Origin of the sequence: Rubripirellula lacrimiformis (assembly GCF_007741535.1) — a bacterium.
Lineage (GTDB): Bacteria > Planctomycetota > Planctomycetia > Pirellulales > Pirellulaceae > Rubripirellula > Rubripirellula lacrimiformis.
Genome location: NZ_CP036525.1, coordinates 6,197,103 through 6,220,372, shown reverse-complemented (window position 1 = coordinate 6,220,372; position 23,270 = coordinate 6,197,103). Strand labels below are relative to the sequence as shown.

18 protein-coding genes are annotated in these 23,270 nt (G+C 58.3%); 5 read left to right on the top strand and 13 right to left on the bottom strand.

Features of this window, described 5'->3' with window-relative positions; translation table 11 throughout:
* Window positions 1–24 precede the first annotated feature (24 nt).
* The 5 genes from K227x_RS31265 to glmM all read right to left on the bottom strand — a co-directional run bounded on the left by K227x_RS31265 (window position 25) and on the right by glmM (window position 7,189).
* Window positions 25–1,914, bottom strand: a complete 1,890-nt coding sequence (locus tag K227x_RS31265; protein WP_246146026.1) for a hypothetical protein — start codon at window positions 1,912–1,914, stop codon at window positions 25–27.
* A gap of 239 nt (window positions 1,915–2,153) precedes the next feature.
* The gene (locus K227x_RS21765; RefSeq protein ID WP_145172874.1) at window positions 2,154–4,337 is read right to left on the bottom strand and encodes a hypothetical protein; all 2,184 of its coding nucleotides are present in this window, start codon (window positions 4,335–4,337) and stop codon (window positions 2,154–2,156) included.
* Window positions 4,334–5,284 (bottom strand): ABC transporter ATP-binding protein, encoded by a 951-nt coding sequence (locus K227x_RS21760; protein ID WP_145172872.1) that lies wholly within the window; start codon window positions 5,282–5,284, stop codon window positions 4,334–4,336. Before K227x_RS21760 ends, K227x_RS21765 begins: the two co-directional genes overlap by 4 nt.
* A complete protein-coding gene (locus K227x_RS21755; protein ID WP_145172870.1) occupies window positions 5,281–5,721 on the bottom strand; it encodes a GntR family transcriptional regulator in 441 nt (146 codons plus the stop codon). Before K227x_RS21755 ends, K227x_RS21760 begins: the two co-directional genes overlap by 4 nt.
* A 127-nt stretch (window positions 5,722–5,848) precedes the next feature.
* A complete protein-coding gene (gene glmM, locus K227x_RS21750) occupies window positions 5,849–7,189 on the bottom strand; it encodes a phosphoglucosamine mutase (RefSeq protein ID WP_145172868.1) in 1,341 nt (446 codons plus the stop codon).
* Window positions 7,190–7,295: 106 nt separating this feature from the next.
* Between glmM and K227x_RS21745 the strand changes: the two genes are divergently transcribed.
* Window positions 7,296–9,176 carry a phospho-sugar mutase gene (locus K227x_RS21745; RefSeq protein WP_246146025.1) on the top strand — a complete coding sequence of 627 codons (1,881 nt, stop codon included), beginning with the start codon at window positions 7,296–7,298 and terminating at the stop codon, window positions 9,174–9,176.
* Window positions 9,177–9,218: 42 nt separating this feature from the next.
* Here the strand turns inward: K227x_RS21745 and K227x_RS21740 are convergent, their stop codons facing one another.
* Entirely contained in the window at window positions 9,219–10,463 is a 1,245-nt protein-coding gene (locus K227x_RS21740; protein WP_145172866.1) for a PQQ-binding-like beta-propeller repeat protein, read from the bottom strand.
* Between the two features lie 222 nt (window positions 10,464–10,685).
* On the opposite strand from K227x_RS21740, the gene K227x_RS21735 reads away from it, so the two are divergent.
* Window positions 10,686–11,126 carry a nucleoside deaminase gene (locus K227x_RS21735; protein ID WP_145172864.1) on the top strand — a complete coding sequence of 147 codons (441 nt, stop codon included), beginning with the start codon at window positions 10,686–10,688 and terminating at the stop codon, window positions 11,124–11,126.
* A gap of 261 nt (window positions 11,127–11,387) precedes the next feature.
* Here the strand turns inward: K227x_RS21735 and K227x_RS21730 are convergent, their stop codons facing one another.
* The 4 genes from K227x_RS21730 to K227x_RS21710 all read right to left on the bottom strand — a co-directional run bounded on the left by K227x_RS21730 (window position 11,388) and on the right by K227x_RS21710 (window position 16,752).
* Window positions 11,388–11,768: a four helix bundle protein gene (locus K227x_RS21730; RefSeq protein ID WP_246146024.1), complete on the bottom strand. Its 381-nt coding sequence runs from the start codon at window positions 11,766–11,768 to the stop codon at window positions 11,388–11,390.
* 373 nt (window positions 11,769–12,141) lie between these two features.
* Window positions 12,142–12,990: an alpha/beta hydrolase family protein gene (locus K227x_RS21725; protein ID WP_145172862.1), complete on the bottom strand. Its 849-nt coding sequence runs from the start codon at window positions 12,988–12,990 to the stop codon at window positions 12,142–12,144.
* A 3-nt stretch (window positions 12,991–12,993) separates the two neighbouring features.
* Window positions 12,994–15,129, bottom strand: coding sequence for a sulfatase-like hydrolase/transferase (locus tag K227x_RS31260; protein ID WP_246146023.1), 2,136 nt, complete (start codon window positions 15,127–15,129; stop codon window positions 12,994–12,996).
* 102 nt (window positions 15,130–15,231) lie between these two features.
* On the bottom strand, window positions 15,232–16,752 hold the full coding sequence (locus K227x_RS21710) for an arylsulfatase (protein WP_145172860.1): 1,521 nt from the start codon (window positions 16,750–16,752) through the stop codon (window positions 15,232–15,234).
* 250 nt (window positions 16,753–17,002) lie between these two features.
* Between K227x_RS21710 and K227x_RS21705 the strand changes: the two genes are divergently transcribed.
* Window positions 17,003–17,659: a tRNA (adenine(22)-N(1))-methyltransferase gene (locus tag K227x_RS21705; protein WP_145172858.1), complete on the top strand. Its 657-nt coding sequence runs from the start codon at window positions 17,003–17,005 to the stop codon at window positions 17,657–17,659.
* Between the two features lie 22 nt (window positions 17,660–17,681).
* Here the strand turns inward: K227x_RS21705 and K227x_RS21700 are convergent, their stop codons facing one another.
* Window positions 17,682–18,062 (bottom strand): translation initiation factor, encoded by a 381-nt coding sequence (locus tag K227x_RS21700; RefSeq protein ID WP_145172856.1) that lies wholly within the window; start codon window positions 18,060–18,062, stop codon window positions 17,682–17,684.
* Window positions 18,063–18,172: 110 nt separating this feature from the next.
* A complete protein-coding gene (locus tag K227x_RS21695) occupies window positions 18,173–19,327 on the bottom strand; it encodes an META domain-containing protein (protein WP_218933436.1) in 1,155 nt (384 codons plus the stop codon).
* Between the two features lie 24 nt (window positions 19,328–19,351).
* Between K227x_RS21695 and K227x_RS21690 the strand changes: the two genes are divergently transcribed.
* Window positions 19,352–20,263, top strand: a complete 912-nt coding sequence (locus K227x_RS21690; protein ID WP_145172854.1) for a copper homeostasis protein CutC — start codon at window positions 19,352–19,354, stop codon at window positions 20,261–20,263.
* A 348-nt stretch (window positions 20,264–20,611) separates the two neighbouring features.
* Here the strand turns inward: K227x_RS21690 and K227x_RS21685 are convergent, their stop codons facing one another.
* Window positions 20,612–21,277 (bottom strand): hypothetical protein, encoded by a 666-nt coding sequence (locus K227x_RS21685; RefSeq protein WP_145172852.1) that lies wholly within the window; start codon window positions 21,275–21,277, stop codon window positions 20,612–20,614.
* A gap of 916 nt (window positions 21,278–22,193) precedes the next feature.
* On the opposite strand from K227x_RS21685, the gene K227x_RS21680 reads away from it, so the two are divergent.
* Window positions 22,194–23,066: an exosortase/archaeosortase family protein gene (locus K227x_RS21680; protein WP_218933435.1), complete on the top strand. Its 873-nt coding sequence runs from the start codon at window positions 22,194–22,196 to the stop codon at window positions 23,064–23,066.
* The last annotated feature ends 204 nt before the right edge of the window (window positions 23,067–23,270 follow it).

The window sequence follows — 23,270 nt, the reverse complement described above, 5'->3', positions numbered from 1 at the left end:
AGCCAAGCATCGCTCGGGGGCCGTTTACGGCTGGACCGTAAACCAACGCGAATCTCGCTCGGGCTGCGGTTTCGGTCGCGGAGTCGAGGCGGCAGGTGCCGCGCGGTACTGCGGTTGCGGACGATACTGCGTCTGCGGCTCGGCTGGGCTCTTTTGCCGAACCAAGGCGACCTCGCGAACCTGGGATCCCGAACCTGCTGGACGCACCGCGGCGCTGTTGGCGTCCGATGGTGTGTACGATCGAGCCGGTGGCAGTGGAGGTGCATCGAAAGACGACGAGGTTGCTGGCGGCGGGGCAAAACCCGTTTCTCGCAAATCTCGATCCTGGAACGGCGACGGCTCGCTCTCCGGTGCACGGATCGGTTCGGCTGCGGTGAACGCAGGCGGACGAAGGCTGATGGGATCGCGTGCGGGAACCGATGCCTGACGCTGGCTTTGGCTCTGGTTTGGGTCGCGGATCATCGCTGTCGAATTGTCAGCATCCTGCAGTTGCCAGTACGACTTGGGCGGTTCCTCGGTAGGGGCCGATTCCGATGGTGGTGTTTGCGGTGGTGCGCCATAGGATGGCGGACCGGAAACGCCAGGCTGCGAATCGGCTGGTTGGCTGTACTGGTCGTAGGCTGATGGTTGGCCCGATTCGGTCCGGCGGTACGTTTCCAGTCTTGGCTGGTCCAGCGGTGCCATGTCGCCGCTGCCCGACTGAGCTCGCGGCGCAGTCGGTGACCCGGTCAATGGCGAAGGTGTGCCCGATGGACCACCGTAGGCGTTGCTGCCGCCAACGATACCGCTAGGCGGCGCGGTTGACGGAATGGGCACGGTGAATTGATTCGGCGATGCCCCGATTGCGCCGACCGCTCCGGCCTGACCGACGCTGCCATACGGCTGAACCGGTGCATAGTTGGTTTGCGGCGCGTAATTGGTTTGCGGCGCGTAGGGTTGGCCAGCGCCGTAGGCTGGATTGGTTTGGCAACTATCCGCAGGCGATCCGTACACGGGTGCCGGCTGCGCGTTCATTAGGCTGCTGTAGGGAGTCCGTTGCAGTTGTTGGACCGTCGATGTGCAAGGTCGCTGGACCGTGACGGTCGTCCCCAACATAGGATCGACGGTCGTCACCGGACGATAGTAAGTCACCGGTGCACGGTAGTAGCTGCTGCTGTAACCCGTTCCGAACAACGATCCAAAGAATCGCGACAGACCGCCGCCGGCGGCCGGTTGAGGGGAGTTCGGGAATAGCGGCTGGACCGCAGTGGTGGGCAATGCCGATGGCGGTGCCCCTTGCGGCAGTACGCCCGTGATCGGCAGCCCCGGCGATGCCGGTGATACGTAACCGGTCGCGGGTGCATAGGACGAATAGTTCGACGAATACGAACTGTTGATCGGCATGCCGGATGCATAGGGCTGTGTCGGATAGGCGTTCGATCCGCCTAGGTAGCCGGCCTGTGCAGCCGCGCCGCCGCGATAGTTGCTGATGATCGCGTTTGCGCCCATCGTCGATCCCGCCGTTGCGGACGATCCATAGGCAATCGGCGCGCTGTACGCAGCCTGTGCCGTCGCGGCAGTCGGCATGCCGGTGTAGACCGATGGGTTGTTCAAATACGCCGGCCGCTGAACCTGAAACGCACCGTTGGATGCCATCGGGGTCAGTAGCGGCTGAGCGGTGTACGGAGTCGCGTAGTTGGCTGAATACGGATTGCTGCCGATCGGCGTTGTCAGCACCTGGGGCGATCCCACCGGTGCGTAACCTGCGGTGTAGGGCGCATAGCCGCTGTAGTAGGGAGCGTACCCGGCAACGTAGGGCGACGGCGCACGCCCGAACAACCAGTCTGTCAGGCAACAGGCATTGGCGCTAATCGGCGCAGCGCTGCCAGCGACAGTGATAGCCAGTAGTGCGATCGAGAGGCGTCGTTTCGACATCCACGATTTTCCGGAACAGAGGAATCCAACTTGGAACCACGATGCGGAAAAACGAGACCGCGCGGTGTCCGGTGTAAGTGAACGCCGCAGCATGCGTTCGGTCAACGTTTCATGAGCGAAGTTTCGATCTTTGGAAATCTTTTCGGACCGGCCTTTGGCGGTCCTAACGATTGCCGATGATGTAACGTCGCCTAGCGGGACACATGGGATGGCACCGGAGTTTCACAGCCGTGAAACCGCTAACCCCCACCACCGGCAATCGCTGCGTCCCTTGCCACCGACGGCCCAATCAATTCGATCCCTTCAACCGGCAAACGCTCCCACGCAGCGTCACAGTGACGACATCGTTCTTCGTCGATCCGCCGCGGGCTCTGGCAATCGGAACAGGTCTCCCAAACCGGCCTTTGATGGATGGCAACGATCGCCAGCATGGTCCCCAATCCGAACAGGCTGGCCAGCACCACCCACACGATTCGATGCCTGGTGGACAAACCCAGTCGTGCCGACATCCAGATCACAAAGGCGACTGCAATGATTGACTGTAGTGATATCGACAGGATGATCGCATACGGAAACCCAGCGGTCGTACTGTCGAAACCCGCCACGTGGGGTTGGGCCTGCGAGATTTTGATCGTTGCTGCAATCGATGCCAGCACTACCGGCGGAAGACAATGAATCTCTTTCCCGACATGCGAGGAACTGGAGCTAATCGCGATCGGAACCAGATGCTCGCTTTCAGGCTTTCCTGCATCGCCGTAGCGAGTGACTCGATGAAGCGAACTGCTTAGCGATTGGATCGTCGACACTTGACCGTCTGCCCACTCGAACACCCCCATCGATAGCCAACGCGGGCCTTCCGACGAACATGGATAGACCTGGCCCCGCGTCGCCACGATCGCCGGTAGGTGGTACTGGCTGCTGACGTTGGCGACCAATTGCGGGGCTGGAAGATCGTCGCCTTCAAGCGTTTTCAACCGATAATGGGTTAGCTGGTTGTCGTGAAGGTTCCAGAGCGAAGCTTCGTTTTCTTCCGCCGCTGTCGATCCAGTGAGTGGCCCCCCGGCAGGCAACGAAAGCACAAAGGTACCGCCTTGCGAATCGATGATCTTGCGCAATGTCCGACTCTCTAGATCAAGCTGGTAGACACCTCGATCGTCGTACAACAGCGTTTGTCCTTGCAACTGGATGTTTGCGTTGACGCTAACGCTGACGCTGTTGATCACCATCAGATCATCGAATCGAGACTCCGGCTGATCCGACGTGGCTAGAATCCCGTCGGGAGTAATGACCGATTCCAGTCCACGATGATCGTACAGCAACAGCGCGCCCTCGTAGGACACCATTTGGTAGTAGTACGGAACCTCGTCGATCACGGTGCTGACCGAACCCCAATGATGGAACGGAGCGAACCACCCTCTTTTGCCGTGTTCTCCAATGGAGGTTCGGCGTGCTGATTTCCATCCATCGGAAAGATGAGAGAATTCGCCGATGCCTGAATCCAAATCAACGCTCCGCAATCGAGCCTGCAGGCGTTTGGTACCGCCAGCGTAGGCACCCGTTTGCGCCGGCGTTTCCATCACTTCCCAAAGACTCCCATGGTCATCCATCGTCAGGTAGTAACGCTTCCAATCGTCGTACTGAGATGCGAAAGTCGACGTGACCAACAGAACCCCAGCGGTCACCACCAGGGCGATCGAGCCGACCAAAAGACCAAAGGCACGTGCCGCGGAAGTTGTCTTGCCGGATGACAGCGAAGGTAAAAACGTCTGGTCGCGAAAGCACTGCCATGCGCCGGTCACCGTCACGAAGAACACCAGGACGACCACGGCGAGGAAAAAGAACAGCATTCCAACAGAGTCGATGGATGCCAACAGTCCCAACGCCAAAGCGATTCCGCCGCCCGCAAAAATCAGCGGCATCGTTCGCGTACCGACCCAACGTGCCGTCCGAAAGGCGGCCCACATCGCCGCCGGATGCAGCACAAACACCACCGCCACGGCGATCAACGACGGGATCACGGCGCCGCCATTGGTCGGCGCCCGCGTCGGACCGATGATGCTAAGCCGCCAAGCGATCAAGGCCAACGGCGGCAGCACCGCAACCGCATAGGTGATCCATCCGGCGATCAGCTTGGTCCCAAAGATTGCACTGAGCCGGACCGGTCGGTGCAGCAAGAAACCGCGCGCGTCGGGCCGCATGTCGGGGATGGTTTGCAGCCACGCCAACGCGATGGCGATCACGCTGAAGCCGATGCTGGTCAACCCCATCATCGATGTCGGCAACGCCGGGTATTGGTAACTGTCGAAATACGAGGGAATCGACTGCCACGCCAAGACGACCACCAATAGCATCCCTAGCGGCGTCCAGCGAAGGGATTCACGTAGTTCCTTCAGCAGAAGTTCGCGGTTGACCAACGCATTCATCGTTTCACCCCACTTTGTGTCGATACCGAGGCGTCAGCCCCTAGGAACGACGACTCGCCCCGCCGACGCGCTAAATAGGCCAGCACCGAATCGCCAAATGTCATTTCAATGGGTTCGACCCCTGTCGCTCCCAAACGGTCAATCGCAGCGGTCGTTTCGTCGTCCGCATCGGCGACGACCAACTGCAATCGAGCTCCGATCTGCCTGGCCTCGATCAAGCGGGGGATCGACTCGATCAACTTCAAATCAACTTCCGCGATCTCGACCACCCAGCCGGACACACGCTTGGAAAAATCGTCCATCGTTGTGTCGACTTGCAGTCGGCCCGCGGTCATCACCGCCACTCGATCGGCGACCCGTTCGACGTCGTCCAGCATGTGTGAACTCAGCAGCACCGTTCGTTTCCCGTCGGCCGCAAACTCGATCAGCGTTTCGTTCAGGGCACGCCGGCTAACCGGATCCAATCCCAAGGACGGGTCGTCTAGCACCAATAGTTCGGGATCAGGAGCAAGCACGAGCGCCAGCGACACGCCCGCCCGTTGCCCACGACTAAGCTCGCCCGCCCGATCGTTTAGCCCGACGCCAAAATGATGCACAACCTGTTGGAAAAGACCATCGTCCCAATGCGGGTAGCCCGATCGCTGCAAATCGGCACACTCTCTGACTCGCAAACCGGGGTACAGGAAATGCCCCTCGATCATGTACCCGATCCGCATTCGGATTTCCGGAGACAACTGGCCTGTGTCGTGGCCCAGCACGGTGGCCTTGCCACGCGTCGGATACAGCAGCCCCATGATGATGCGAATGGTGGTGGTTTTTCCTGCACCGTTCAGGCCCAGCAGTGCCGTCACCTGTCCGGCGGGAATTTGCAGATCCAGATCACGCACCACGGCACGTTTGCCGAAGTAGCGTGTCAAACGATCCAATTCAATCACGGCGGCATTCATGGCTGGTTCCTCGCAATCTTGCGCATGCGTTTTTGTATTTCGACGATGATCTGGTCCTCGTCGAACCCTAGCGATAAGGCTTCGGCCAAGAACGGATCCATCACTTCGCCCAATCGCCGCGTCCGCTCGGCGCGACTGTAGATTTCCCGCCGCTTGGCGACGAAGTAACCGCGTCCCTGCTGACTCTCTAGCACTCCATCGCGAACCAGCGCCGCGTACGCCTTGGCGACCGTATTCGGGTTGACAACCAACTCGGTCGCAAGCGCCCGGACACTGGGCAACGGATCGCCGACCGCCAGTTTCCCGGTGGCCACGCCGTGCCGAATCTGGTCAGCGACCTGCCGATAAATCGGCTGGCTTGACCCGGTCGTGATCTGAATGCGAAACATGGCGATCCCCTGACTGCTGTACTGCGGTACGTAGTACAGTAGCAGCATAGAAAAAGCGTGTCAAGGAAATTCCCAGACACGCACTGGTAGCGGGATTCGCCGGTGATGGAACCGAGTGGACGGTGGAGGTGGGGAGGGGATTCTGGCGAATCCCACTACGGCGGTGTGTGAAGCGTTACAGCAGTGCGGCGGCGCCCGCGCATAGCGACTTGGCTTCGGCTTCGGTTTCCGCTTCGGCGATCAAGCGTACGATCGGCTCGGTGTTGCTGCCGCGAACCAACAGCCACTTGTCGTCCCATGACAAACGCAGCCCATCACCGGTTTGCACGGTGGCGTCGGGGTGGGCAGCGATCAATTGTTCGAACAGCTTTGGCAACCGATCCGCTGACACGGTGGCCTTGTCTTTGTGGATGTGCAGCTTGGGAATCCCATCGACCAACTCGGCGACCGATTTCCCGGACGACGTCATCAGGTCCAAGATCTGAGCCATTCCCACAAAGCTGTCGCGGACGTATCCAACGCGAGGGTCGATCGGGCCACCGTTGCCTTCGCCGCCGTAAGCAGCTTTCTTGTCGATCATCATGTCGGCCACGTTGGCTTCGCCGACAAAGCTGCGATACGCTTCGGCACCTGCGTCACGGGCGATTCGCTCGCTCATCCCGCTAGTGGCACCGTTGATCACGATCGGCCCGCGAATCGACTCGTCCGCCATCGCTCGCATGACGCACAGCGCCAACGTGTATTCCTCGCCCACATAGCGTCCATTGGCGTCGACCAGTGCCAATCGGTCGGCGTCCGGGTCTTGGCAGAAACCCACGACACACTTCTCGTCACGCACTCGTTTGGCCACTTCGGTCAAGTTCTCGGCCGTCGGCTCGGGCACATGAGCAAACTTTCCGTCGGGTGTGGCACCGACGGCGACCACTTCACAACCCAGGGCTTCCAGCAACCGGATCCCCAACAAACTGCCCGCACCGTGGTTGCTGTCGATCAGCACACGATGTTTGGCGGCGCGGATGGCCAGCGCGTCGACCGTTTCCAGCACTTTGCGAAGGTGCGGTTCATGCGGATTGGTGTCCGCGCTGATCCGGCCGATCAGATTGAATGGTTTGTAGTCGGCTTTTCCTTCGAAATACGCGTCGCGGATCGCTGTCCCGGTGACGGCATCCAAAACGCGGCCGGTCGGGCCGAACAATTTGATCCCGTTGTAAGGCGGCGGATTGTGGCTGGCAGAAATCTGGACCGCTCCGGCGGCCCCCCGTTCGCGGACCAGAACGCCGATGGTTGGCGTTGCCGCGACATCGACGTCGATGCAGTCACGGCCGCTGGCGGCCAGGGCGGCGATGATGGCACGGCTGAGCATCGGCCCGCTGCTGCGACCGTCGCGGCCGACGATGATCGGACCGTCGGGAAGCTTGCTGGCGTAGGCTGCCACGAACCGCATCGCGACTTCGGGGGTCAATGTTTCGCCAACGATGCCCCGTAGGCCGCTGACGCTGATGATCAATTCGCTCATGGTTTCGATATTGTGGGGGTCGAAGAAAATGCCTTGGTTGCGACGATAGACTGCCTGCAAATAGAATCCTAACCCCATCTGACAACAAGGTTACCGACACAGCGAAATGCTGCCGGTCGAAGATCTCTATCAACTCGAATTTGAAGATTTCATGAACGTCCATCCGAGTGTCCAAGCCGCTATTTCTGCGATCGAAACCGCAGCGCAGGAATCCAAGATCAGCCAGACCGCGGTCGAGAACCTTCGCGTTTGGCTGACCGAAGATCGATACAGCCAGTATCGCGACGAAGTGATTGCACACATCGAGGCCGGCAAGTGGCAAAAACTGGACGATGTGTTCTGGACCATCATTCCGTTCGGAACCGGTGGTCGACGTGGCCGGATGTACCCAATCGGATCCAATGCCATCAATGACCGTACGATCGGCGAAAGCGCCCAAGGCTTGGCCGACTATGTGGTCGCCTTTCATGGCGGAAAGAAGGACCTGTCCTGTGCAATCGCATACGACACTCGCCACCAATCCCGCCATTTCACCGAACTTTGCGCCGGCATCATGGCAGCCGCTGGCATCAAGGTCTATTTGCTAGACGATTATCGCGCGACACCCCAATTGTCGTTCGCCGTTCGCTACAAAAATTGCGATTGCGGCATCATGGTCACCGCCAGCCACAACCCCCCCAGCGACAACGCGGTCAAGGTTTACTGGTCCAGCGGAGCTCAGGTGTTGCCGCCGCACGACAAAGCGATCATCGAAAAGGTGATGACCTGCCAACAGATCCGCAGCATGCCGTTCGACGAGGCGGTCGCTGCTGGGATGGTCGAAGTCGTCACTGACGAAATCGATGCCGCGTATTTCGATGCCGCCGGCAAATGCGGCTTCGACGGCCCCCGCGACGTCAAAGTCTTGTACTCGCCCCTGCACGGCGTCGGCACTGCCGCGGTCGTTCCCCTGGCCATTCGTGATGGCTTCAAGGACATCGAAGTCTACGGACCGCATGCCGAACCCAACGGTGACTTTCCCAATGTCCCCGGCCACGTTTCGAATCCCGAAAACGCAGTGATTTTCGAGGAACCGATCAAGTATGCCAAAACGATCGGTGCGAACATGATCCTGGCGACCGATCCCGACTGTGACCGGATCGGCGTCGCGGCCCCCAAAACAACCGACACCTCGGGCGAATGGCGAACGTTCAATGGGAACGAGATCGGTGCCATCCTGGGCGAATACATCCTTAGCAAGCGAAAGGCCGCCGGCACTCTTTCGCCCCAGCACTACATCATCAAGACTCTGGTCACCACCGAACTGTGTCGACGGATCGCGGAAAGCTATGGCGTTCGCTGCGTCGGCGATCTGCTGGTCGGTTTCAAGCACATCGCGGCGGTGATCGACGCCGAAGGGCCGGACCTGTTCGTGTACGGAACCGAAGAATCGCACGGCTACCTGGTGGGCCAATACTGCCGCGACAAAGACGGCGCGGTGGCATCGATGCTGATGTGCGAACTGGCGGCCGAACTGAAAGCCAAGGGCATTTCGATGGACGAATACCTGGGCGACCTGCAACGACGTCACGGGTATCACCGCGAAACGTTGATCAGCCTGGTGATGGAAGGCAGCGAAGGGATGGCCGCCATGCAGCGATTGATGAAGGCGTTCCGTACTTCGCCGCCCGCATCGCTGGCGGGGATCCAGGTCGCCAAGGTGCGTGACTATTCCGCCGCGACGATCACCGATACCGCCACCGGAAAGGTGGGCCACCTGGCCGGCCCATCGGGCGACCTGATCATCTTGGACCTAGCGGACGAAGGGAACTACGTTGCCGTTCGTCCCAGCGGTACCGAGCCGAAGATCAAACTGTACGTTTTCACTCGGCTGGCACCGGATCAATCGGCCGATTTGGAAAAGGCCGAATCGGTGCTGGGCGCCCGCCTGCAAGCGCTAGAACAGGACGCCCGCGACTACGCTCGGCTAAACGTTAAACCGAGCTAGCGTCGGACAAATGGCCAGCAGAAACACCGGCCAGCAGCCCGGTCAGTCGATCGCAACACAGGCTGCTTGCTGAGTGCTTCGCACGAAGATTTTGCCATCGCTATAGGCAGGTGTGGACCAGCACTTGCCTTCTAGCACTTGTTTGCGAGCGACTTCTTCGTAGGCGGTGGGCGTAGCCTTGGCGATCACGACCTCGCCAGCGTCCGACAGCACAACAAGCTTGTCGCCGACCAGGATGCAGTTGCCGGGGCCAAAGCCTCGTTCGTTCCATTTGATCTCGCCGGTCGACAACTCCACACATTGCAGCGGAGCCTTGCCGTACTTTTTGAATTCAAAGATTCCGTACAGGTGGCCGTCGTGAACCACGGGGGTGCTCCAGTGGTTCATCAGCTCGTTCGACTTGTACCACATTTCTTGAGGTGTCGACTGGTTGTCGATTTTGAACAAGCCAGCGCCGACCCCATAGCCAGCGGAACAGTAGACCAGGTCGCCATCAGCGACCGGCGACGCAGCGGTCGAAACGCTGAATGGAAACTTGGCTCGCCATACTTCTTGACCGTCATCTGCGCCCACGGCAACCAATCCCGATTGCGTGAAGAACACGACTCCGCTCTTGCCACCGACTTCGGCTAGGATCGGTGTCGCGTGAGTGACGGTTTCGTCTCCGCTGGCCCAAACTCGGTCGCCAGTCGACTTGTCAAATGCCAAGAACGATTGTCCGGCACCGCCGCCACCGACGATCACTCGATTACCCTCGATCAGTGGCGAGCTTGCGTTCAACCACTTGATGTTGCGTCCTTCGTTTTCGGCGATCACATCATGCTGCCACAAGACGCGGCCAGTCTTTGTGTCCAAGCAGGACAGCACCATGTACGAGTCGTACACGTACAGTCGATCACCATCGACGGTGGGTGTGGAACGCGGGCCATCGCCGCCGCGGTTGCCGGGGGCACCGGAGTCACCGCCGCCCTGTTCGTATTTGCTGCTGCCTAGCGGCACGCTCCACACTTCTTGGCCAGTTGCCGCATCGAGAGCCACAACGGTTTCTTTGTCGTCTCGAGCGATCAGGGTATAGGCGAGGCCATCCGCGACGGACATGGAACTGAACCCCAGCGGGGCCGGCACGTTCCACAGCACCTTCATCGCGTCGGACGAGACCTGCCCGATCGATTCAACCGACTTTCCATCGCCGGCCAGACCGCGATACTGAGGCCAGTCACCGGCCTGTGCGACGGAAACAGCAATGGCGATGGCGGCAAATGCACCAACAGAACGGAACGTTTTCATCGGACTGGTGTCTCGTGAAGGCGTGGAAGGGCAGGAATGGCCCGTCAGTTTACTTGTCCCCGTCGCGGCTCGGTAGTCGTATCCTAGAAGGGCCCCGTATCCTAGAAAGACTCTGCATCCTAGAGGGGTTCTGGGAAACGCATCGACCTGGGTGGATTGGCGATCCGAGGTCGAAACGGTGCCTTTCGCTAGCTTCATTCGATAACTTCCCCAAGGAACACCATGGATCTCTTTTTGAAATCGGCATACGACGAAGCCTGCCTTGGACGTGACGAGGGAGGCATTCCGATCGGATCTGTGTTGGTGATCGATGGCGAGATTGTCGGCCGCGGGCACAACCGCCGCGTCCAAAACGGCAGCGCCGTGCTGCACGCCGAAATGGATTGCCTGGAAAACGCAGGCCGGCTGACGGCGGAACAATACCGACGTTCGGTTCTGTATTCGACGTTGTCGCCCTGCGATATGTGCAGCGGAGCTGCCCTGCTGTACCAGATTCCCAAGATCGTCATCGGCGAGAACCAAACCTTTCAAGGCCCGGAATCCTACGTCCAATCGCGAGGCACCGAACTAGTGATCGCCAATGATCCAGGCTGCATCGAACTGATGCAAAAGTTCATCGCGTCGCATCCGGAATTGTGGAACGAAGATATCGGGGAAGAGTAGCGGCGTTTATTCGATGGTTGGAGAAAGGAAGATTGCAAATTGCAAATTGAACATTTCAAATTGCAAATTGGGCTTTGGATGGAGAAGCAGGCGGGAACTGCGGTGGCGCTGACCGACCACCTCCTAGGAACCCTGAGTACCCGGCCAGAGCTGACGATTGGGGATGCAGTCCAAACCATCTTCCGGTCCCCGCAATTTCAAATTTGAAATTTGAAATGTTCAATTTGCAATCTCCCCTTCCCTCTCTCGTCCCTTCGCGATTTAGCGGATGCTTTTCCTTACTTGTTGTTCGTTCTTCGTCGCTGTCACGAGCGTCTGGCCCAAGATTCGGCACAGTTCATCGGCTTCGTTTGCGACTCCGTTCATGCGAGATTCTGGAAGCAATTCCGATCTTACGATCAGATTCAACCAGCATCGGGTCTCTCGCAACTCCTTCAGTGCGATTCTTACTTTATGAATGAAGTCGCGTCGGCTTTCGGCAGCGCACGCTTCTTCATAATTCGGTGCTGGGGACGTGCCGCTGCGAACGAGTTGGCCGGCAATGTGCTTGCCGAGCCTCGTTTCGGGTAGGGCATCGACCACTTTCCCGACCCGGACGGCAAGTTCCAGCAGACGCTCCGATAGATCATTCGGCTTCATCATCTTTGCTTCCGCTTCGTTCCAGTGACTGTCTGAACACTGTTCAATCTAGCCCCTGCGCAGCCTGCAAATCAACTGATTGGCTCTGTTGCGGAAATCTGGTGAATGATGAAGGAAGATTGCAAATTGCAAAATAACCATTTCAAATTGCAAATTGAGCTTTGGAGGGAGAAGCTAATGGGAGCGGCGACGCGCTTGGGCGACCGCAGTTCTACCAACCTAGAATTTACGCTCCAGCTGACGAATAGGGATGCAGACCAAGACATCTTCCGCTCCCTGCAATTTTAAATTTGAAATGTTCATTTTGCAATTTGCAATCTCCCCGTTCCTTGTCCAGCGACGGATTCGGCCCCCAAACACGACAGTGACACCTTCATCAGCGCCGCGTGTGCTTCTCAATAAAGTCCGCCACTCGCTTCGGATCGGGATGCGTGAAGTGATGGCCGTTGGATGCTTCGGTGCCTTCGTCGACCTGGATGACTTCGATTTCACCGCCTAGCTTGCGATAGCGGTCGGCTAGCACTAGCGTGTTTTCGGTTGGTGGAACCACTCGGTCATTCATGCTGATGATGTGCAGCAGTGGGATCCTTGCTGCAGCGATCGGTGCCAGCACGTCAATCGGGTTTCCATCGAACTGGATCGCTTCGTCCTGAGTCATGCCGTACTGCGTCAGCAGTGATTGCCACGTTGCCGGATGTCCGATCCCCGTCGCTCGTCCCAGCGGCCAACTGCGGAAATCGCACACGGGCGTATCCGCGTAGATACATGCCACTCGCTGCGGGTGCCTCGATGCCCAGCGATAAGCGAATAGCCCACCTCGGCTGACCGCTTCGAGTGCCGGCTTCGCGGACATCCCGTGCTGGGACACCATGAAATCGTAAAACGCATCCCAGTGATCCAGTGCCGCGGGACTGCCCAGCATGCCGTCGGTGTTGATGTACGCGATGTGGAACCCACGATCCAGCAACAACTGATCCGCCTCGGCGTGAAAGGTGGGAAAGCGAGCTCGCCAGACCCATGGATTCCCGTCGACCGACTCGCTGGGCACCACGACATAAGCGGGGCGACCGTCGACCGTGAAATCATGCTTCGCATGACCCTGCCATTGGCTCGGTTGCCCCGGCCAATCCGGGGCCGCCGATGACGCGACCAGCAACGGGATTGCCAGCCACAAGACGCCTGCGAAACCGATCCGAACAGCATTTTTCAGCACAGGATGATCCATGATTTAAAGCTCCTTGATCTGAAGGCCACGCCACAGCACTTTGCCGTTTTTGCCTTTGTGAATCTGCAACCCAAGAAAACCGCTGGGGTAGCTATCGTCCGTATCCACCCAGTGCGCCGCGGGCACGCCGTTGATCCAGGTTTTGACAACATTGCCGCGTGCTTCGACGGTCAACCGATTCCAGCCCGTCTTGTTCAAGGCCGTCCGTGCATCCTGATGCTCGGTCAACCACAGCGGATAGAAATAGCCGCCGCAGCTTTGGCCATAGATGCCGCCCGACCAACCGCGGTCGCCGGTAATCCCCTCCATTTCCGCTTGCGGACCGAAGACGGTGACTCGATCGCCTTCGGTCTTGCTGCGGGCCCGAAACATCACGCCCGAATTGCCATCGACTTCCCACTTCATTTCGCATGTGAAAATGAAATCTTTGTAGTCATCTCGCTGAGTGCACAGGTAAGTGCTGGGCGAATCGGCAACCGTTTCGCCGACCACCATCCCATCGACATACTTGAACGAACAGGTCCCGCCGCGTGGCGTCCAATCCGAAAGATCTTTACCGTTCAGTAGATCGATAAACCCGTTGTCGAGTTCGGGTTCGACGTCTGTGTTGAGCAGCATTTCAGACGGCTCGGGTGCGTTTTCTTGTTTTTTGTATTTTTCGTACCAGTCCTTCTGACTGGAGGCCACTTCGTGAGGCTTCGCATTGGTAGCCACCAAGTAGTCACCGCCCTTGTCGCTGGCACGACAAGACGCGATCCACTGTTCGACTTCGGTGCGCAGCGCATCGACTCGGTCAGGCTGATCCCCGGCCAAGTCGCTGGATTCACCGGGATCCGATTCGATGTCATACAACTGCCATGTGGTTCCCTTGTCGTTGCTGATCAATTTGTGTCGACCATGGTGCCAGGCGATTTGGTTGGCCGATTGAAAACCGATCGGCGCTTGCCGACGCAGTTTCGGATCGTTGATCGCATCCAGAAGCGAAACACCGTCGATCGGCCGATCGGCGGGCAGTTCGACGCCGATTGCATCCAAAACGGTTGGCAGATAGTCGCTGGTGACCGCGGCATGATCGGTGACGCTGTTCGGTTTGGCGTGGCCGGGCCAAACCAGGATGCCGGGGACGCGAACGCCGCCTTCGTAGAGAGATCGCTTGCGGCCGCGGAAGTCACCGGCCGAACCGGGGGCCTTCCCATCTTGGCCTTCGGGACCGTTGTCGCTGGTGAACCAAATCATAGTGTTGTCGGCGACGCCAAGGTCCGCCAACTTGGCACGCAACCTGCCGACTTGTTCGTCCATCGCGCTGATGCAACCAAAGTAGTTTCGCGATTCGACATCACGATCGGCATAGGGCTGAACATGCTTGGGGCCTGCGACCACAGGCAGGTGTGGGCTATGGAACCAGACCGCTGCGAAGAATGGCGTCTTCGATTCGGCGGCCTTCTCGATGAATGGGATCGCACGATCCATGATGACCCGCGAATCATCGCCTTCCAAATTTTCGGTGACGACGTTTCCATCGTGGTCCCAGTAGTGAGTGCCATAGTGTTGGGCCGACGATTTGTCACGCACTGCATCCCAGGCACCGTTCACCTTGGCACCGACGGGCCGAATCATAGGATCGTAGGTGGGCACCTTCGATTCGGTGACAAAACTGTCGTCGTAACCATGGATCGACGGTGGCGAAAAGTGCTGAATCCCCTGCTTGGACGGGCCGCCACGATTGGCGTCCTTGATCGTTTTGGTCAGTGTGCCTAGATGCCATTTCCCAAAGTGACCGGTGGTGTAACCGTGATCCTTCAAGATTTCTGGCAGCGTATGTTCTTCGACTTTCATATGCCCGGTGTTGGCAAAGTAAATGCCATACCGAAACGGATGCCGTCCTGTCAGACAACTGCCGCGTGTTGGGCTACAGACTGGTGCGGCAGCGTAAAACCGGTTGAACACCAAACCGTCGTCGGCCATCGCGTCCAAATGAGGCGTCTGGATCGGCGACGCGTCATGGAAGCGAGCCAAGTCACCTACCCCCAGGTCGTCACACATCACCAGGATGACATTGGGGCGTTCGGCCGCCGTCGCCATGCCGGTCAGCAGCGTCGTGAAGCAGGCCAGCGTGCTGGCCAAATTTCTAAGTCCCATGTTTCTATACTCTTTAAACGGTGATTGTCTGATCGGATGGTGGGGTACAGTCGTTCGCAGGGCGGCAACCCAATCGCTGAACTGCCTGTGCGGATCGCGTGTCTAATTCAGGGGCGGCGGATTCCAGTCAGGGATTCCAGAGGTCGCCAATTGTTGGCGATAGGCTTCGTGAAAGGGACGCACCGGACACATCGGCGCGTCTTCGTTGACCATCATCGGTCGTGTCTCGGACCACCATTGTTCGTAGGCCGAACGCATGGCGGCGACCACTTCGGGATGGTCATCCGCGACGTCCTTGGATTGACCGGGATCTTCCTGCATATCGAACAAACGGTTTCCGACCATCCGGAAGCGTTGGTTGCGGACGGCAAAGTCTTTCCACTGCGAAAGCCCAGGGTCTTCGCCGGTCTTCCAACGTCCTCTGTGAGAAAACAGGAACCGATCGGACCAGTCGGCCGACGGATTTTCGATCAACGGCAGCAGGCTGCGACCTTCGACTTGATCCTTGGGGAGTTCGGCACCGGCGAGCGCGGCGATCGTGGGGAAAATGTCCAGGTGAGCGGCGATCCGATCGACGTCTTGCCCGGGTTGGACGTGACCGTCCCAGCGGACCAGGAACGGCACCCGACAGCCGCCTTCGTCGACGCTGCCCTTCAACCCTGTCATCCCGGCGTTGTAGGCCTTCAGCGGAGTCCCGTCGGCGGTCTTTCCGATCACCATGCCGGGTTTGCCGATCCCCGAACCGACGGTTCCGTTGTCGCTCATGAAGATCACCAGCGTATTTTCCAGCAGCCCCCAGTCACCCATTTTGCCCATCAGCTTACCGACGTTCTCGTCAATGTTTTCGACCATCCCATAGAAACCGGCTTGGCCGTTCTTGAAACCCATCGCTTTGAATCGGTCCGCGTTTGCCTTGGGCGCGATGAACGGTGAATGGGGTGCGTTGGTAACGATGTACGCAAAGAAGGGTTGGTCATCCGCCTGGCACTTTCGAATCCACCCCAATGCAGCATCAAAGAACACGTCGGTGCAAAAGCCTTTGGTTTTGACAAACGAACCGTTGTGTCGAATCACGGGGTCGACGTACTTGTTGCCCGGCGCGTCGGCGCAACTGCAATCGTAGGATTGTCCGATGCCGCCGGCGCCGTGAATAAAGGCCTCGTCAAAGCCACGGTGATCCGGTTGGTATTCGTCTTCGTCCCCTAGGTGCCATTTGCCGAAGATCCCCGACTTGTAACCGGCTTGGCCCAGTACCTGCGGCAACGTCACCGTATCCAGGGCCATGCGTTCGCGTTCTAGGATCGTATGGGTCACGCCGTTCTTCATCGGATGTCGGCCAGACATGATCGCCGAACGCGTGGGTGCACAGGTCGGGGCCACTAGCATCCGCGTGAAGCGAGTGCTGACGTCATACATCGCGTCCATGTTGGGCGTCCGCAGCCACGGATGTCCATGCCGCCCCATCTGGCCATAACCCTGGTCGTCGGTCATCACCAAGATCACGTTGGGACGCGATCCAGCCAACGGTTCGGCGGCCGATGATTGGCTAGACGCGATATCCCCGCCCCACGAAAATGAAAGCCACATGAGCGCAAGCAGGAATACAGGAACGCGACGATTCATTTCAGTGGCTCTTTTCGGAATAGGATGCGGTGGGCCCCATTGTAGACGCAGCACCGCCCGGCATGCCCCAAGGACCGAACAAGAAAATGCGGCCCGGTTTCATGACGGGCTGAATCGATGGCTGAACCACCGCGAATTTCGGTCGAATTGACGATCCACCGATCGATCGGGTACGACCATTGGCACTGAAAGTACCGATTCTTTGCAGAGAGTCGCATCCATCCCGAATCATCACCAGCAAGCCGATCCGTTGCCACGACTTGACGAGCGTCTGAAAACCGTTGCACGCCAAATCCGTTCGGACGTCCATGCCGATGTGGGATCGGACCATGGGCATTTGGTCCGAGCCCTGTTGGCGTCGGGGCGTATCCAGCGTGGCATCGCGATCGAGAACAAGTCGCAACCGTTTCGGAACTCAATCGCCACGCTGGCTGGCCTGCCTGCCGAAGTGCGTTTCGCCGATGGCCTAGCCGGACTGCAACCGGGCGAAGCGGACAGCCTTAGCATCTGTGGCATGGGGGGCGAACAAATCGTTCGCATTCTGCGGGGGCATCCCGATCGTGTCCCACCGCTGCTTGTGTTGCAGCCCAACCGCCGCGCCGACCTGATCCGCCGCTGGGGCATCGATCATGGATTCCATCTGGTCGACGAACAGGCGACGGCCGGCAAACGGGCATTTGTAATCTTGCGGATGCAGCGGGTCGAATCCAGCCATCGCCCGGACCCCGCCTACGATCGACTCGATCTTGAAGCCGCCGTGCTATTCGGTCCTCACCTGATTCGTCGCTGGGAACCAGCGTTCGTCGATCGATTGGCCGAAGAACGCGATTATCTGACGGACATGACAAAGCGAAGCCCAGCGTCGGCGGAACGCCTATCCGCGATCCAACGTTTGCTGGCCAATTAATTGGCGTCGCGTTGGGACGCTGTCACTTGGTTTTGTATCCGATGTCTCGCAGGGTTTGCATCACTTTGTCGCGATGATCACCTTGCAGTTCGATCAGGTCTTCCTTCGCTTTGACCGTTCCGCCTGCACCGCAACCGGCTTGCAATCGGGTCAGCAGTTCAGGCAGATCGTTTGCTTTGGATGTCAGTCCTTCGACCACAGTCGCCTGTCGACCGCCTTTGCGTTTTTGAACGCTGACGCGAGCCGTCTGCTGCGAAGGTTCCTGCCGATCGGCGTCCCGTTGACGTTTGGCTTCGACTTCCGCTTTCTGCTGATCCGTGCAAACGCAATCCGTTTCCGGCTTGCCGCAAAGGTCGCACTGAGGCGGGATGTCGAACGGAGTTCCAGCAAACAGACGGGTCATGTGAATCGTGACAAAACAGAGAAACAAAACGAAAGGAACCAGCGGCGGCAAACCGGCGCGGGTGGACCGCGGACGCGGTCATTGGGAATGTACGCTGCCCAGTGTTTTCCTTAGCGCTGCATCGACGAACATCGCAGCAGGTCTTTTCCATCGCCGCCGACCAAGTACAGCAGGCCGTTGGGATCGATGCGGAACGATTTCACCTTGCCGATGGCGGCAACGAATCTGGACTCTTGGTCCATCATCGATCGTGGACCGGCGCGGCGTGTCATCGCCATCGGTTGAAACGTCAAGTCCGATCCGTCGACGGTCGCCTTTGCGTTGTAGCGGTTGACACAGGTGCTGCCTGTTACCGTTCCATCTTTGGCAAATTCAATCGTCGTTTGAGCCCGGTCGATGACGCCGTGCTGTTCGATATCCTCCACCAACCATTTTCCGATGATGGTTGCTTGGGCGGGTGCGTCGGCAGAGTCCGTTGCGGTTTCGGATTCTCGCAAGAAAGTAGCCAGGCCGGCCAAGTCATCGGTGTTGATGGCATCGGCACCGACCTGATTCAGCATCCGCCACATATCAACATGATCCGGCGTGGCCCAGAAACGCACTCGTCGCCCGGCGGCGTGAACTTTTTCGATGATGCTCGTCAGCTTCTGTTGCTCGTCGTCGCCGAATTCTCCCTTGCCCCGCCATTGGAAATGATTCTTCCAGTTATCACTAATCATTGGCATCAAATGATCAGGAGCGTTTGATTCCAAATCGCTGATGCGGCCATCGTATCCCGCATAGCGGACCGACTGGCTTGCCATCGTTTCCGATGGGCGATTGCCCGATACGATCACTTGGATCGCCTTCGGATGTAGCTTTCCATCTCGCACGACCGAAATCATTTCGTCATAGCCTGACAAGACTTGGTCCAACGCGGCGTAGGTTGATTCGGCTTCGCTCTTGAAATCGATCATCAAATAGAAGGGTGTTTTCACCGGATAAACGTGCCCGTCGTTGTCCTGGACTCGTTTGCGAAGCGGATCCAAATACAGTGCCGAAAGAGTGCGATCGGGACGCAGGTCTTTGCGATCATGAGCGACCAATAGCTTGCCGTCGACCAAGTAGACGTCCGCCTCCACGCTGCAAAACCCTTGGTCCAACGCATCCAGCAGAGGGCGGTCATGTTCATAATCGTTGTGAGCATGTGCACGTAGCAGCGGCTGTTGTGCTTGCGCGACGCTCGCCAAGCAGGCGACAGCCAACATCGTTCGGAAAATGATCACGGGTACGATTCTCGGTATTGGGGGATGGCGTTCGAGCGGCAAAAGTCATGGCCGCACCTGGGCGAAGCAGGCAACAGCCACCACAGTATATGCCTAGGGCGACCGTCGTTTGAATCGGTCGACACGGATTGGATCGCCGCAGCAGCAGTGATGGATCTGGTTTTAGAATTTGCGTTCAAACCCCAACATGCAGGAATCGCATTGTCCCCCCAGCGTCTGATCGAGGTTTGTGTTGATTCGGTTCAGTCGGCGATCGATGCCGTTGCGGGCGGCGCCGATCGTTTGGAATTGTGTCAGGCGATTCAGACAGGTGGTCTGACGCCCAGCGTCGGGCTGATGGTCCAGGCGAGGCAGGCCGTCGATGTTCCGATCATTGCTTTGATACGTCCACGTGGCGCCGGGTTCGGGTACTCGGGCACCGAACGTCGCGTGATGATGCGTGATGTCGAATCCCTGTTGTCGCTGGGCGCCGACGGGGTCGCGGTTGGCTGCCTAACGGCGGCAGGAACGTTGGACCTGGACTGGTTGGGGCAGGTTTGCCGCACGGCGGACCAACAGCAAGTTGTCTGCCACCGCGCGTTCGACGTCGTGCCGGATCAGGGCGATGCGTTGCAGCAATTGATCGACATCGGTGTCCATCGGGTGCTAACGTCGGGGCGTCAAGCTACCGCATGGCATGGGCGTACCGCGATCCAGCAAATCCAGATCGCATCGGCTGGCAAGATTGAAGTCCTGCCCGGTGCTGGGATCACGCCGGACAACGTCGTGCCGTTGATCCGAGTCACCGGTTGCGACCAAGTGCACGGAACGTTTCGCGATAGCCGTCACGACCAGGCTGGCCCCGTCGACGCATCGGATTACCCGGTGACCAATCGGACGCTGGTCGCGGCCGTCCGCGCCGCACTGGATGGATTGCCCAGCGGCGGATGGTTGTAGTGGTGTTCCCTGATTTGACTTTCGGGGGGGCATCGCTTGTCGAGGCATCGGAGCAACTGGCCGAACACCTGGTAATGTGGTTCCGGAATAGTCCACTTCGACGAGCAGCATTGGAGAGTGTCTGGTCGATTCCTTGTCAGGGGCGTGTCGCTTATCGGCGAGGCTTTTTCCTGTCTCGTATCTTTGGGCTGAAGATCGCCAGAAGTACGAACAGGATCGCACTCCCCAGGAAAAAACACGCGACTGCTACCCATACACGCATCATGGGGAAGGCCTTCGGCCTAGTAGGCAGCGAATGTTTCGGATGGATCGGTGTTGAGTGTTCATGGACGAGTGGCAATCACCCCTCTAAATCGTTTGCCAAACAGTTCGGATGATCGGCCAGATGCCTCCGGCAATGACGGCCATGCTCGTTGCGATGCATGCCGCAAACAGCATAAGCTTGAGCGCCAGATGTAAGATTCGAGAAACACGCTTCCGCTTCTGGCTATAGCTTACCAGTCCCTCTGCGACAATTTCTGTGATGTCGATATTCTCGCGGACGAGGCCCGTGAGGTCGGCTTGATTTGTGGTGCTTGTTGTGAATGAATCTTCCGTTTGGCTTCTTTGGCGAAGCAACTCTTGGTATCGCTTCAGTTTCTCGGGTGTTCCGCGAAGGTAGACGAGGCCCCCGCGATGAATCGGCGGGCAGTCCAGAGAGAGTTCTTGGATTTTCGGTTCTCCCTGATCCAGCCGTTCCAGGTCCAATTCGATGATCCAGAGTCGCTTCATATGATGGAGGATCGCGTGGTCGCATCGTTTCAGGCCACAGCCCCCGATTCGCAGGATGCTCGGGTGGTCGTCGCCAACGATGGTGACCCCTTCGCGGAAGCGTTTGACCAGCATCCTGTCCTTTACGAAAATTGCCAAATCTCCGGCGCTTGCATGCCCGGTTTCGTCGCTGTGGCTCGAGGGCTCGGCCAGCTTTTCAATCGAAGACGACTCCGGTCCTGAGTTCGCATCTGGATCAAACAAGCCGGGCCTGGAAGGCACACTGTCGAGTCCCTCGCTTTCAACAAGTAGCCGTACTCGCGATCGCCCCACGAGTAATTTCGTTCCGGGCAGGATCACTCCCCATATTGAAAAGGCGAGGGGGCAGATGGGCCAAGCTTCGATCACGCTACCCCGAATGACAACTAGATAGACCGCCCGACCGGCATGGGGGTCTGCAAGCTGAACCTGGCAATGTCGCGAAGTGCCTAGCAGTCCGAAGGATTCGGAAAATGGAGCACTCCTTTGTGTTCCCTTTGTGTCGCTTTCGTACCGACACGCCGTCCATTCCCATGGGGCCTGCCGAATTGCGGCAGTGTCCACTGCATGTTTACCACGCTCCGGCTCGGCGTAGGTGTGAAGGGGCGAAGTTGATAACTCACCATAACGATTCACGTTTTTGTCCACGTCAACGAATCGAGCGGCTGCGGAAAAGAGATCGCGTCAATTCCTTCGAATCATTTTCATCGAATGCGTCGCCTTGGACGCCGCCAGCGATGCCTTACGGTCTTTTTATAACGTCGTGAAAAGCACTTTTGCACTCCCCCTCTCGAGACGAGAAAGTGATTCTTGACAGGACAGCCTACATGGCTAGGATGGGGGGATCAAGATCAGTATGCTGCTCCGCCCGCCCGCCGTCGGCAGTGCGATTCATCTGTGTGTGCGGAGTCACAGTTGTTCCTGGTGCAGCGATACGAGCGATACGTTTGCCTACTACCGCCCGTGCAAACAGGCTTCCTTTTTAAAACCTAGTTTTCCAAGTTCAACACCTGCCATGGCCCGTCGAAGAAAAAAAGTTCGGCCAACAATTGCGATTGATCAGCGGGCGTTTGCTGGCGAATCGGAGCCCCGTTCCAGATCCAAGAAGACGGAAGCGAGTCCCCTGTGTCGCCCCTCGCCAATGGCCTGGGTTGCCAGCCATGGTGTTTTTCTCTTTGTCTTGTTGGCGGCGATGGCGTATGCCTATTGGCCAACGCTTCAGTGGGTGGCCGAAAACTGGATCCGGGAACCAGATTATTCGCACGGTTGGATTGTATTGCCCTTGGCACTGTCGATCGCTTTGGCGCGGCGAGATTCGTTTCCGGGGATCTCGTCCGGCGGGGTCTGCTGGTCAGGGCTATGGTTGGTGGGGTTCGCGATTGCGGTTCGAGTTGTTGGTCGCTTGATCTACGCCGATTTCATGGATGCTTGGTCGTTCGTTTTTCTGATCGGGGGCTGTGTTTGGGTGGTTTTCGGTAGGGCGGCATTGGTTTGGTCGATTCCTGCCATCGCATTTCTGTTTTTTGCGATTCCCATCCCGTATCAAGCAGAAAGTCTGTTGAGTTTTCAGCTGCAGGGGGTCGCCACCGCGATTAGCACGGCGGGCTTGAGAGTCATTGGCCAACCAGCGGTCGCCGAAGGGCACCTGATTTGGGTTGGAGCGGAGAAGTTGAATATCGAACCGGCCTGCAGCGGGCTGCGGATTTTCGTGGGGTTGATGGCGACGGCGTATTACTTTGCGGCCGTTTCTGCTCGGAATTGGGGAGACCGGCTGGTGTTGATTTTGTCGGTCATCCCAGTGGCTTTGGTGGCGAACTCTACACGGATTGTGGCGACGGGTTGGTTGTATCAGTGGACGCAGTCGGCCGATTTGCGTCACGCGATCCATGACTACTCGGGCCTGTTGATGATTCCGCTCGGGTTTGCCTTGATGTACGCAGTGTATTGGTATTGGTCGACGGTTTATCGGCCGCTGGAGCAGGTCGTCGCTAGAGACTTTTTGCAGCCGGCTTGAATGATTCAGAGTTCGCAGGGTCGCTGGCGTTTGGGCCTGCTTTGTCTGCATGAGTTCCGCTTGAACAAAATGCTCAAATTTTCTCATGTTCGATGCGTACTTTCCTCCAGATCACGCGTTCTGCTGAATAGAACTGGTTCCTTCCCCCCCGCTGACCCCTCCCCTCTCCCTCTCCGTTTCTGCGATCTAGCCGGTCACGCCCGT